Here is a 12,725-nt window from a genome sequence, read left to right as displayed (position 1 = left end):
CGCTGCTGTCAACACCTCTTTTTCAACTTCCTTTTGGCTTCGATGAACTGAAGCAACTTGCTGCCGAAAACTTCGTAACTCGTTGTTTACCAAGGAGTTTTCCGTTTCGACTGCGCCGGAAGTGGGGCGAATTATAGACAGATATAAAACGCCGTCAATCCCTTTCTTTCACATTTCTGTCATATAGGTCAAAAAGGCCGCAAAAGCACAAAAGCCGGCCCCAAGGGGCCGGCCTTCACCTACTACGCCTTACAGACTCGGGAAGGCGAACTGCGACGCTTCATGGCTGGCCCGCTGCGGCCAACGCTGGGTAATCGCCTTGCGACGGGTATAGAAACGCACCCCATCCGGCCCATAGGCATGCAAGTCGCCAAACAGCGAACGCTTCCAGCCGCCAAAGCTGTGGTACGCCACCGGCACGGGCAACGGCACGTTTACGCCGACCATGCCCACTTCGATCTCATCACAGAACAGCCGCGCCGCTTCACCGTCACGGGTAAAGATGCAGGTACCGTTGCCATACTCATGATCGTTGATCAGTTGCATCGCGGCTTCCAGGCTGTCAACGCGGACCACACACAGCACCGGCCCGAAGATCTCCTCTTTATAGATGCGCATTTCAGGGGTCACGCGATCAAACAAGCTGCCGCCCAGGAAGAAGCCCTCTTCATGCCCGGCAACACTTAACCCACGACCGTCGACCACCAGCTTGGCACCCGCCGACACACCGTCCTCTATATAACCACTGACCTTGTCCCGCGCCTGCCCCGTCACCAACGGCCCCATATCCAGGCCGCAAGAGGTGCCCGCACCAATCTTGAGTGCCTTGACCTGCGGTACCAACTTGGCGATCAACGCATCCGCCACCTGGTCACCCACGCACACGGCCACCGAAATCGCCATGCAACGCTCACCGCAGGAACCGTACGCCGCGCCCATCAGAGCGCTGACCGCGTTATCCAGGTCCGCATCCGGCATCAGCACCGCATGGTTCTTCGCCCCACCCAGCGCCTGCACGCGCTTGCCACGTTTGGTCGCTTCGGAATAGATGTACTCGGCAATCGGCGTCGACCCCACAAAACTCAGGGCTTTGACTTCCGGCGCTTCAATCAGCGCATCCACTGCGCCCTTGTCCCCATGCACCACGCTCAGCACGCCTTTGGGCAGACCGGCTTCCTGCAACAGCTGCGCAATCAGCAGCGTGGAGCTTGGATCACGCTCCGATGGTTTCAGGATGAAACAGTTACCGCACACGATCGCCAGCGGGTACATCCACAGCGGCACCATCGCCGGGAAGTTGAACGGAGTAATACCCGCCACCACACCCAACGGCTGGAAGTCCGACCACGCATCAATGTTCGGCCCCACGTTACGGCTGTACTCGCCCTTGAGAATCTCCGGCGCCGAACAGGCGTATTCCACGTTCTCGATGCCGCGTTTCAGTTCACCGGCGGCGTCTTCCAGGGTCTTGCCATGCTCCTCGCTGATCAACTGCGAAATACGCGCTTCGTTCTGCTCCAGCAATTGCTTGAAACGAAACATCACCTGGGCACGCTTGGCCGGTGGGGTATTACGCCAGGCAGGGAACGCCGCCTTGGCCGAGTCGATCGCCTGTTGAATAGTTTCACGGCTGGCCAATGGCACTTGGTGAATCACCTGGCCGGTGGACGGGTTGTACACGTCGGCACTACGGCCGCTGTCATTGACCAACTCACCGTTGATCAAATGCTGGATAAGGCTCATGCAGGGCTCCTGAAAAGTTGTTCTATATAGAAGGAGAAATCAGTCGATCTTGTTCAGCACTTCGCCGACCGCATCGAACAAACGATCCAGGTCCTGCGGCTTGCTGTTGAAGGTTGGCCCGAACTGCAGGGTGTCACCGCCAAAGCGCACGTAGAAACCCGCTTTCCACAAGGCCATGCCGGCCTCAAATGGACGCACGATGGCATCACCGTCACGCGGGGCAATCTGGATCGCGCCGGCCAGGCCGTAGTTACGAATGTCGATCACATTCTTGCTGCCCTTCAACCCGTGCAACGCATTCTCAAAGTGCGGGGCGACTTCGGCTACGCTCTGCACCAGGTTTTCCTTCTGCAACAGGTCCAATGCCGCCAAGCCAGCCGCGCAAGCCACCGGGTGCGCCGAGTAGGTGTAGCCGTGGGGGAATTCCACCGCGTATTCCGGCGTCGCCTGGTTCATGAAGGTCTGATAGATCTCGCTGCTGGCAATCACCGCGCCCATCGGGATCGCGCCGTTGGTGACTTGCTTGGCAATGCACATCAGGTCCGGGGTCACGCCAAAGCTGTCGGCGCCGAACATCGAGCCGGTACGGCCGAAACCGGTGATCACTTCGTCGAACACCAGCAGGATGTTGTGTTGGTCGCAGATCTCACGCAGTCGCTTGAGATAACCCTGTGGCGGCACCAGCACGCCAGCGGAACCGGCCATCGGTTCAACAAACACCGCTGCGATGTTCGACGCGTCGTGCAGTTCGATCAGCTTGAGCAGCTCATCGGCCAGGGCGATGCCGCCCAGCTCCGGCATGCCACGGGAGAAGGCATTGCTCGCCAGCAACGTGTGCGGCAGATGGTCAACGTCCATCAGGCCCTGACCGAAGAGCTTGCGGTTGCCGTTCACGCCACCCAGGCTGGTTCCGGCAATGTTCACACCGTGATAGCCACGGGCGCGGCCGATCATCTTGGTCTTGGTGGCCTGGCCTTTCAGGCGCCAGTACGCACGCACCATCTTCACCGCAGTATCGGCGCACTCGGAGCCCGAATCGGTGAAGAACACGTGGTTCAGGTTGCCTGGGGTCAGGTCGGTGATCTTTTCCGCCAACTGGAAGGACAACGGATGACCGTATTGGAAGCCCGGGGAGTAGTCCAGGGTGCCCAGTTGCTTGGACACTGCTTCCTGAATCTCTTTGCGGGTGTGCCCGGCGCCACACGTCCACAGGCCCGACAACGAGTCGTACACCTTGCGGCCCTTGTCATCTATCAACCAGCTGCCTTCAGCGCCGACGATCAGGCGCGGGTCGCGCTGGAAGTTGCGGTTGGCGGTGTAAGGCATCCAGTGCGCATCCAACTTCAGTTGGCTGGCCAGGGACGATGGGGCGTTTTCGGGCATGTTCATCAGCAAAACCTCGCAGGGCAAAAGGCAGCGTCGGGATTGAAAAGCGTTGTTGCAGCTAAATTGCCACGGCGATAAAGTCGGTGAAATCCAACTCTTCTAACCTTCAGTCAGGCCTTCACTAAACTATGAGCAGCCGTCGACCCGATCCCCTGGCCCAAGTCAGCGACTTCGATATCCGCCTGTTGCGCATCTTTCGCAGCGTGGTGGAGTGCGGCGGCTTCTCGGCGGCCGAAACCGTGCTCGGCATCGGCCGCTCGGCCATCAGCCAGCAGATGAGCGACCTGGAGCAACGCCTTGGATTGCGCCTGTGCCAGCGCGGGCGTGCCGGCTTCTCCCTGACCGAAGAAGGCCGCGAGGTCTACCAATCGGCCTTGCAGCTATTAAGTGCGCTGGAAAGCTTTCGCACCGAGGTCAACGGCCTGCATCAGCATTTGCGCGGCGAACTGATCATCGGCCTCACCGACAACCTGGTCACCCTGCCCCACATGCGCATCACCCACGCCCTGGCGCAGTTGAAGGAACGCGGCCCCGACGTACAAATCCAGATCCGCATGATCGCGCCGAACGAGGTGGAACAAGGTGTACTCGATGGTCGCCTGCATGTCGGCGTAGTACCTCAGGCGAGCGCGCTGTCCGGCCTGGAATACCAACCCCTATACAGCGAACGCTCACTGCTCTACTGCGCGGTTGGCCACCCGTTGTTTTACGCGGACGACAAGCAACTGGACGACCCACGTATCGACAGCCAGGACGCCATCGCCCCGACCTTTCGCTTGCCCGCCGAAATCCAGGCCCATTACCAGGCACTCAATTGCACCGCCAGCGCCTCGGACCGCGAAGGCATGGCGTTCCTGATTCTCACCGGCCGCTATATCGGCTACCTGCCCGACCACTACGCCAGCCTGTGGGTACAACAAGGCCGACTGCGCGCGCTGAAACCGGCTACACGTTTTTACGATTTGAGCCTCGCATCGGTCACGCGCAAGGGTCGCCGCCCTCATTTGGTGCTGGAAAGCTTTCTGGAGAGTCTGGCGGCAACGCGCTAATTCGGGCCTCTCGCTAAAAGCTGAGCAACTGGACAGCTTTTTGCAAGGGAACCAGGACCTTGAACCGTCCGCCCTGAGTTTGCCCGCCATGCCACCAGAAACCTTGAGCCCCAACGACCTGATCTACGGCCTGAACGACCGACCGAAACCACTGCCGGCCCTACTGGCAGCCTTGCAACATGTGCTGGCCGCCTTTGTCGGCATCATCACCCCGCCACTGATCATCGGTTCTACGTTGGGGCTCACCGCCCACCTGCCCTACCTGATCAGCATGGCGTTGATGGTGTCCGGCGTAGGCACTTTCATCCAGGCACGCAGGCCATTTGGTATCGGCGCCGGCATGATCTGCCTGCAAGGCACCAGCTTTGCGTTTCTCGGCGCGGTGTTGTCAGCAGGCTTTCTAGTGAAGCAACGCGGCGGCAGCCCGGAAGACATCATGGCGATGGTCTTTGGCGTGTGCTTTTTCGGCGCGGCGGTGCAGATCGTGTTGAGCCGTTTTATCGGCCAATTGCGCCGTGTGATCACGCCCTTGGTCACCGGCATTGTCATCACCTTGATCGGCATCAGCCTGATCAAAGTCGGCATCACCGACCTGGGTGGCGGTTTCAATGCGCCTGACTTCGGCGCGCCGACCAACCTGGCCTTGGGGTTGTTCGTCGTGTTGACGATCATCTTGCTCAACCGCTCGAACACGCCGTGGGTACGCCTCTCGGCAATCATCATCGGCCTGGCCCTCGGCAGCCTGGCCGCGTGGTTCAGCGGCAAGCTGGTGCCCCAAGCCTTGCCCGACTTGCCATTGATCAGCGTACCGATGCCGTTTCGCTTTGGTTTCAACTTCGACTGGAGCGCCTTCCTGCCCATCGCGCTGATTTATCTGATCAGCAGTATCGAAACCGTTGGCGACCTGACCGCCAACTGCATGATCGCCCGCCAGCCGATCAGCGGCCCTTCTTATATAAGTCGACTCAAGGGCGGCGTATTGGGTGATGGCGTCAGTTGCATGATCGCCGCCACCTTCAGCGCATTCCCCAACACCACGTTTGCGCAGAACAACGGCGTGATCCAACTCACCGGCGTGGCCAGCCGTTACGTCGGCTTATACATTGGTGTGCTGCTGTTCTGTCTCGGCCTGTTTCCACTGATCGGCGCGGTGCTGCAGCAAATCCCCAAACCGGTATTGGGCGGCGCAACCCTGGTGATGTTCGGCAGCGTGGCCGCCGCCGGCGTGCGCATTCTGGCCCAGGCGCCGCTGGACCGACGCAGCATGTTGATCATCGCCACCTCGTTCGGCGTTGGCCTGGGCATCGCCGCCCAACCTGAGTTGCTGCACTTGATGCCGCCTCTGGTGCAAAACCTGTTCGATTCGGCCATCACCAGCGGCGGCCTGACGGCCATCGTGTTGTGCCTGTTATTACCCGAGGCCAAAGCGAATACCGCAGGCGCAAACCACGCGCCGGAAAGCGACACACTGGAACCGCTTTGACGGTTTTATTGCATCGGGACTTGTCTGAGGCTTGAGGGTGGGTTATCTGTGCACACGTCGTCTCTATCGATCAGCACGGAAACCTCCATGAGCCTCGAAGTTCCTGCCCACAGCAACCACGCCGGTAAACCTGCCAGCCGTATTCGGCAAAAGAATGAACAAGCGATTCTCCAGGCGGCTGAAGACGAATTCGCGCGTCATGGCTACAAAGGCACCAGCATGAACACCATTGCCTCGAGTGCCGGGCTGCCCAAGGCCAACCTGCATTATTACTTCACCAACAAGCTCGGCCTGTACATCGCGGTACTGAGCAATATCCTCGAACTGTGGGACAGCACCTTCAACGCGCTGACCGCCGAGGACGACCCCGCCGTCGCGCTGACACGCTACATCCGCACCAAGATGGAATTCTCCCGGCGCCACCCCCAAGCCTCGCGGATCTTCGCCATGGAGATCATCAGTGGCGGCGAATGCCTGACCGAATATTTCAGCCAGGACTACCGCGCCTGGTTCAGTGGCCGCGCAGCGGTGTTCCAGGCCTGGATCGAAGCCGGCAAGATGGACCCCATCGACCCCGTACACCTGATCTTCCTGTTGTGGGGCAGCACCCAGCATTACGCCGACTTCGCCACCCAGATCTGCCGCGTCACTGGTCGCACCAAGCTGACCAAGCAGGACATGGAAGACGCCGGCACCAACCTGATCCATATCATCCTCAAAGGCTGCGGCATCAAGCCGGCCCTATAAACGAAGCGACTTATGCCTTTCACGCTGACCGGCCTTTGCGAATTTCGTGAAGAAATACGCAAAAGCCGCTTTATCACCCTGGCCGCGCCGATCACCAGCGCGCAAGACGCCCAGGCGTTTTTCGAGCAGCACAGCGACCTCAACGCCACGCACAACTGCTGGGCCTGGAAGCTCGCCGACCAGTACCGCAGCAACGACGATGGCGAACCCGGCGGCACGGCCGGGCGACCGATCCTGGCCGCCATTGAAGCCCAAGGCTTTGATCAGGTCGCCGTGCTGGTGATTCGCTGGTACGGCGGCATCCAGCTGGGCACCGGCGGCCTGGCTCGCGCCTACGGCGGCGGCGCGAACAAATGCCTGCAGAATGCCGAACGCATCGAGCTGATCAGCCGCGTGCCGCTGAGCTGTGCCTGCAGTTTCTCGGAATTGAACCTGGTGAAACTGCGCGTGGCCGAACTGGGCGGGCTGGTGGTGGAAGAAACCTTCACCGCCAACGGCGTCGAGCTACAGCTCGCACTCGGCGAGGCGCACATCGACACGCTGCAAACCCAGCTCGCCGACCTCAGCCGTGGGCGCATCCTGCTCGAACGCTGAAACTGCCCACATCTACTGTGCACCTGCCTGTGGATAACCTGAGCACACCCGTCTGTAACCCTTTTGTCATAAGGGCTTACGGGCGCCGGTCATTTTTTGATCAGTATTCACCGGGAGTATTTGCGCAACGCCCCATAGCAGTTCCAACAGCAGAATTATCCACAGCACCGACGTGGAGCCCTGCATCAGCGCGTACAGCTGCCAGGTCGCAAACAGACCACGGCCGGCCGCGTCATACAGCCCGAATTGGCGTTGAGGGTCGCGAATACGCAGCACTGCCCACACGCACACGATCGAGCCGAGCAGGTTGGCCATCAGCACATGCGCAGGCAGAAACGGCGGTAGCTCGCCCGGCAGGTTCAAGCCCTGCAACAGGCCGTGTACTAATGCAAAACTCCACGGCGTGACAAACGCGGCGGTGATGATCAAGTCATACCAGGCACTGGCCCGCACCAATGTCCGGTAGCGTTTTTGTGTCCACATAGCAGCAAGCTCCTTCAATTCAAGAAGCCAGCAGGCTAAAGCCTGGAGTATGCTCCAGGGTCAAGCCCTCTCGAGCCCGTCTCATGCGTATCGGCGAATTAGCCCAGGCCAGCCAGGTCAGCCGCGACACCTTGCGCTTCTATGAGCAGCGCGGGTTGATCGCCGCGCAACGCAGCGCCAACGGTTACCGCGACTACCCGCCGGACATGCTGCAACTGGTGCTCTATATCAAGACTGCGCAGCGCCTGGGTTTCAGCCTCGGCGAGATCGGCACCAGCGTCGCCGCCTTATGGCAGGCGCCCGATCCCGACGCTGCCGTCACACAATTGCTGCAAGACAAGCTCAACCTGATCGAAACCCGCATCACTGAACTCGGCCATCTGCGCCAGGAGTTGCAGCAAAGGCTCGGGCAACGTTGTCCACTGAATCCGTGAACCTCCACTCCAAAGGAAGCCCTTCATGTCTACGCCAAAAACCGCACTGATCATCGGCGCCTCGCGCGGCCTGGGCCTTGGCCTGGTCAAGCAACTGCTGCAGGACGGCTGGGAGGTGACCGCCACCGTGCGCGACCCGAACAAGGCCGATGCGCTCAAAGCCGTGGGCCAGGTGCAGATCGAGAAGCTGGACATGGACGATCAACAAGCCGTGATCGCCTTGGCCCAACGCCTGAAGGAGCGCACCTTCGACCTGCTGTTCGTCAACGCCGGCGTCAAAGGCCCTGCCAACCAGGAGCCGGGCCACGCCACCCTGGCGGAAGTCGGCCAACTGTTTTTCACCAACGCCGTGGCGCCGATCAACCTGGCCCAGCGCTTTGTCGGGCAGATCCGCAAAGACACCGGCGTGCTGGCGTTCATGAGTTCGGTGCTGGGCAGCGTGACTATTCCCGATGGCTCCGACCTGGCGCTGTACAAGGCCAGCAAGGCTGCACTCAACTCCATGACCAACAGCTTTATCACGCAACTGGGCGACCATAAGCTCACCGTGCTGTCGCTGCATCCGGGCTGGGTGAAAACCGACATGGGCGGCGAAAACGCGCACATCGATGTCGACACCAGCGTGCGCGGCCTGGTGGATCAGGTGAATGCCTACACCGGCAAAGGCGGCCATCACTTCGTGGACTACAAGGGCGACACCATCGCCTGGTAACAGCTCGGTCCAACCTGTGGGAGCGGGCTTGCCCGCGATGGTCTCAAGAGCACCTCGCTCCTACAGATAGACCTGATCATGGACTACACGTAAACTCTGCTCCTCGCCCTCACCGGCGACCCTGGATCAGCAGACAGGGCAACACTGAGCTGGCAAACCTGAACCCATCATTCAGAGGAGCCGGCCAATGCCTGCGACCCGTATCTGGTTAAAAAACCCCCTCGCGATCTTCACCGCCAATGGCCTCGACGCCCGTGGTGGCCTGGTGCTGCAAGACGGTGTGATCACCGAAGTGCTGGGCTTGGGAAAAGAGCCCACCGTGCCGTGCGGACAAGTATTCGATGCACGCGAACATGTGATCCTGCCGGGGCTGATCAACACTCACCATCACTTCTACCAAACCCTGACCCGCGCCTGGGCGCCGGTGGTGAACCAGCCGCTCTTCCCGTGGCTGAAAACCCTGTACCCGGTCTGGGCACGCCTGACCCCGGAAAAACTCGCGCTGGCGTCCAAAGTCGCCCTCGCAGAGTTGCTGCTCTCCGGCTGTACCACGGCGGCCGACCACCATTACCTGTTCCCTGACGGCCTGGAAAATGCCATCGATGTACAAGTAGAAAGCGTGCGCGAACTGGGCATGCGCGCCATGCTCACCCGCGGCTCCATGAGCCTGGGCGAAGCCGATGGCGGCCTGCCGCCGCAGCAAACCGTGCAACAAGGCCAGGTTATCCTCGAAGACAGCCAGCGCCTGATCCGCGAATACCACCAGCGCGGCGATGGCGCGCAAATCCAGATCGCCCTGGCGCCCTGCTCGCCGTTTTCGGTCACCCCGCAAATCATGCAAGCCAGCGCCGAACTGGCCAACAGCCTCGACGTGCGCCTGCACACGCACCTGGCCGAAACCCTCGACGAAGAAGACTTCTGCCTGCAGCGTTTCGGGCTGCGCACGGTGGACTACCTCGACAGCGTTGGCTGGCTCGGCCCACGCACCTGGCTGGCCCACGGCATTCACTTCAACCCGGATGAGATCGCCCGCCTGGGCGCCGCCGGCACCGGTATCTGCCATTGCCCAAGCTCGAATATGCGCCTGGCTTCCGGCATCTGCCCGACCCTGGACCTGCTCGCCGCCGGCGCGCCGATTGGCCTGGGCGTCGACGGTTCGGCCTCCAACGATGCCTCGAACATGATCCTCGAAGCGCGCCAGGCCCTGTACATCCAGCGCCTGCGTTACGGCGCAGAAAAGATCACCCCAGAAGGCGTGCTGGGCTGGGCCACCAAAGGCTCGGCGCAGTTGCTGGGGCGCACGGATATCGGTGAGTTGGCCGTGGGCAAACAGGCTGACCTGGCGCTGTTCAAACTCGATGAGCTGCGCTTTTCCGGCAGCCATGACCCGATTTCGGCGCTGCTGCTGTGCGGCGCCGACCGCGCGGATCGGGTGATGATCGGCGGCAAGTGGCGGGTGATCGATGGGCAGGTTGAAGGGCTGGACCTGAAAGGCTTGATCGCCGATCACAGCCAGGCGGCGAAACAACTGATCGCCGGAACCTGAGCCCTGCACAAAGCCAACTGTGGGAGCTGGCTTGCCTGCGATGCAGACACCTCGGTCTATCAGCCATACCGAGTGGATGCCATCGCGGGCAAGCCCGGCTCCCACATGGGTTTTAAGGTGTGCTTGAGGGCCGGTTACACCCCAAGCAACGACAACATGATAAAGGTCGCAAACAACACATGTGGGAGCTGGCTTGCCTGCGATGCAGGCACCTCGGTCTTTCAGCCATACCGAGTTAATGCCATCGCGGGCAAGCCCGGCTCCCACATGGGATTTAGGGTGTGCTTGAGGGCCGGTTACACCCCAAGCAACGACAACATGATAAAGGTCGCAAACAACACAAAGTGCGTCATCCCTTCGATGGCATTGGTTTCGCCATCATTGAGGTTGATCGCACTCACCACCAGCGTGATCAACACCATCACGGTCTGCACCGGTGTCATCGCCATCTGGAACGGCTGGCCGGTGTAGAGCGCCATGGCTTCCATCACCGGCACCGTCAAAATCACCGTCGACAACGATGCACCCAGTGCGATGTTGACCACCGACTGCATGCGGTTAGCCAAGGCGGCACGCAACGCCGTCAGAATTTCCGGCGCGGCCGAAATCGCCGCCACCACAATCGCGGTAATCACCGGCGGTGCGCCCGTACCTTCCAGGCCCAGGTCGAGGGTCTTGGACATCACCTCGGCCAATGCGCCAATCACAATCACGCCAAACACCAACGTACCGATGGAAAACGCCAGGTTGATCGACGGCTCCTGCTGTTCTTCCGGCTGCTTTTTTCGGCGTTTTTCCGGGTAGCTATAGCTGAAGAAGTAACTGTGTGGCCCGACCTGCATGCGCAGGAACAGGGTGTAGAGCAACACCATCGCGCCGATGGTGAAGGCCGAGTAAATTTTCCAGTCAGCCTCGGGAATAAACTCCGGCACCACCATCGATACGCCCATGGCGGTGAGGATCATCACGCTGTAACTGCGTGCCGAGTCATCGTTGTAGGACTGTTCACCATGCTTGATGCCGCCCATCAGCGCGGCCAGGCCAAGGATGCCGTTGATATCGAGCATCACCGCCGAATAGATCGTGTCACGTACCAAAGTCGGCGAGGGCTCGTTGCTCATCATGATCGCCAGGATCACCACTTCCACCAGCACGGCGGCGAGGGTGAGGATCATGGTGCCGTAAGGGTCACCGACCTTTTCCGCCAGTTGCTCGGCGTGGTGGGCGACGCGCATCGACGCCATGACAATAAAAGCGATGAGCGCCAAGCCGCCCAGCAGGGCGATCATCTGCCCGCTGTGCAGCATCCAGTGCTCCAACGGGTAGGCGGCGATGGCGGCGATCAACGCCAGCCACATGAATTTTTCTTGCTTGAGGGATGTGAGCATTCCGGGCCTTTTTGTGCAGCAAATCAGTCATTGATGGGGTACAGACTGCACCACGTCGCTAACGTTTCGTTACACCTTAGTTCAGATGGCCCTTGCGCGAATAAAACCAATACTCTCCTGCTGGTCAGGTTTTGCCGACTATTTCAGCCATGGCCTGTAGAATGCCGCCATTGCACCTGATGAGAATTTAGAACATGTACGATTGGCTCAACGCCCTGCCCAAGGCTGAATTGCACCTGCACCTGGAAGGCTCGCTGGAGCCTGAGTTGCTGTTTGCCCTGGCCGAACGCAACAAGATTGCACTGCCGTGGAATGACGTCGAAACCCTGCGCAAGGCCTACGCCTTCAACAACCTGCAAGAGTTTCTCGACCTGTATTACAAAGGCGCCGATGTGCTGCGCACGTCCCAGGATTTCTATGACCTGACCTGGGCCTACCTGCTGCGCTGCAAAGAACAGAACGTGATCCACACCGAACCGTTCTTCGACCCGCAGACCCACACCGACCGTGGCGTGCCATTCGAAGTGGTGCTCAACGGCATCGCCGCTGCGCTTAAAGATGGCGAGCAGCAACTGGGTATCACCAGCGGTTTGATCCTGAGCTTCCTGCGCCACCTGAGCGAAGCCGAAGCCGAGAAAACCCTCGACCAGGCGCTGCCGTTCCGTGACGCGTTTGTGGCCGTCGGCCTGGACAGCTCGGAAATGGGTCACCCACCGAGCAAGTTCCAGCGCGTGTTCGACCGTGCCCGCCATGAAGGCTTCCTTACCGTGGCCCACGCCGGCGAAGAAGGCCCGCCCGAGTACATCTGGGAGGCTATCGACCTGCTGAAAATCCAGCGTATCGACCATGGCGTACGCGCCATCGAAGACGAACGCTTGATGCAGCGCATCATCGACGAGCAGATCCCGCTGACCGTGTGCCCGCTGTCCAACACCAAGCTCTGTGTGTTCGACGACATGGCCCAGCACAACATCCTCGACATGCTTGAGCGTGGCGTGAAGGTGACGGTGAACTCGGATGACCCGGCGTACTTCGGCGGCTATGTCACCGAGAACTTCCACGCGCTGTACACCTCCCTGGGCATGACCCAGGACCAGGCCAAACGCCTGGCGCAGAACAGCCTGGATGCGCGGCTCGTGAAGACATAACTGCATAAACGC

12 protein-coding genes are annotated in these 12,725 nt (G+C 60.3%); 8 read left to right on the top strand and 4 right to left on the bottom strand.

Annotated features, from left to right (window positions below):
- Positions 1–249: 249 nt before the first annotated feature.
- Both FEM54_RS11145 and aptA read right to left on the bottom strand, forming a co-directional pair.
- The gene (locus tag FEM54_RS11145; RefSeq protein ID WP_124416352.1) at positions 250–1,743 is read right to left on the bottom strand and encodes a CoA-acylating methylmalonate-semialdehyde dehydrogenase; all 1,494 of its coding nucleotides are present in this window, start codon (positions 1,741–1,743) and stop codon (positions 250–252) included.
- A gap of 39 nt (positions 1,744–1,782) precedes the next feature.
- Positions 1,783–3,132 carry an omega-aminotransferase AptA gene (gene aptA, locus FEM54_RS11140; protein ID WP_017134727.1) on the bottom strand — a complete coding sequence of 450 codons (1,350 nt, stop codon included), beginning with the start codon at positions 3,130–3,132 and terminating at the stop codon, positions 1,783–1,785.
- Between the two features lie 125 nt (positions 3,133–3,257).
- Between aptA and FEM54_RS11135 the strand changes: the two genes are divergently transcribed.
- The 4 genes from FEM54_RS11135 (at position 3,258) to FEM54_RS11120 (ending at position 7,002) form a co-directional block, all read left to right on the top strand.
- On the top strand, positions 3,258–4,178 hold the full coding sequence (locus tag FEM54_RS11135; RefSeq protein ID WP_017134726.1) for a LysR family transcriptional regulator: 921 nt from the start codon (positions 3,258–3,260) through the stop codon (positions 4,176–4,178).
- Positions 4,179–4,266: 88 nt separating this feature from the next.
- Positions 4,267–5,661 (top strand): uracil-xanthine permease family protein, encoded by a 1,395-nt coding sequence (locus tag FEM54_RS11130; RefSeq protein ID WP_026013502.1) that lies wholly within the window; start codon positions 4,267–4,269, stop codon positions 5,659–5,661.
- A gap of 87 nt (positions 5,662–5,748) precedes the next feature.
- On the top strand, positions 5,749–6,408 hold the full coding sequence (locus FEM54_RS11125) for a TetR/AcrR family transcriptional regulator (protein ID WP_017134724.1): 660 nt from the start codon (positions 5,749–5,751) through the stop codon (positions 6,406–6,408).
- 12 nt (positions 6,409–6,420) lie between these two features.
- Positions 6,421–7,002 carry an IMPACT family protein gene (locus FEM54_RS11120; RefSeq protein ID WP_065930576.1) on the top strand — a complete coding sequence of 194 codons (582 nt, stop codon included), beginning with the start codon at positions 6,421–6,423 and terminating at the stop codon, positions 7,000–7,002.
- Positions 7,003–7,068: 66 nt separating this feature from the next.
- On the opposite strand, the gene FEM54_RS11115 is transcribed toward FEM54_RS11120, so the two are convergent.
- Entirely contained in the window at positions 7,069–7,485 is a 417-nt protein-coding gene (locus FEM54_RS11115) for a hypothetical protein (RefSeq protein WP_138450881.1), read from the bottom strand.
- An 83-nt stretch (positions 7,486–7,568) separates the two neighbouring features.
- Between FEM54_RS11115 and FEM54_RS11110 the strand changes: the two genes are divergently transcribed.
- The 3 genes from FEM54_RS11110 to FEM54_RS11100 all read left to right on the top strand — a co-directional run bounded on the left by FEM54_RS11110 (position 7,569) and on the right by FEM54_RS11100 (position 10,177).
- Entirely contained in the window at positions 7,569–7,919 is a 351-nt protein-coding gene (locus FEM54_RS11110) for a MerR family transcriptional regulator (protein WP_099550558.1), read from the top strand.
- 25 nt (positions 7,920–7,944) lie between these two features.
- A complete protein-coding gene (locus tag FEM54_RS11105) occupies positions 7,945–8,631 on the top strand; it encodes an SDR family oxidoreductase (RefSeq protein WP_017134720.1) in 687 nt (228 codons plus the stop codon).
- A gap of 187 nt (positions 8,632–8,818) precedes the next feature.
- Complete coding sequence (locus FEM54_RS11100) at positions 8,819–10,177, top strand: 8-oxoguanine deaminase (RefSeq protein ID WP_138450879.1); 1,359 nt, start codon at positions 8,819–8,821, stop codon at positions 10,175–10,177.
- 296 nt (positions 10,178–10,473) lie between these two features.
- On the opposite strand, the gene FEM54_RS11095 is transcribed toward FEM54_RS11100, so the two are convergent.
- Positions 10,474–11,565 carry a calcium:cation antiporter gene (locus FEM54_RS11095; protein ID WP_099550556.1) on the bottom strand — a complete coding sequence of 364 codons (1,092 nt, stop codon included), beginning with the start codon at positions 11,563–11,565 and terminating at the stop codon, positions 10,474–10,476.
- 194 nt (positions 11,566–11,759) lie between these two features.
- Here FEM54_RS11095 and FEM54_RS11090 point away from each other — a divergent pair, with 194 nt between their 5' ends.
- Complete coding sequence (locus FEM54_RS11090) at positions 11,760–12,713, top strand: adenosine deaminase (RefSeq protein WP_138450877.1); 954 nt, start codon at positions 11,760–11,762, stop codon at positions 12,711–12,713.
- The last annotated feature ends 12 nt before the right edge of the window (positions 12,714–12,725 follow it).

The organism is Pseudomonas edaphica, assembly GCF_005863185.1.
Taxonomy (GTDB): domain Bacteria; phylum Pseudomonadota; class Gammaproteobacteria; order Pseudomonadales; family Pseudomonadaceae; genus Aquipseudomonas; species Aquipseudomonas edaphica.
This window is presented reverse-complemented; position numbering and strand designations above follow the sequence as displayed.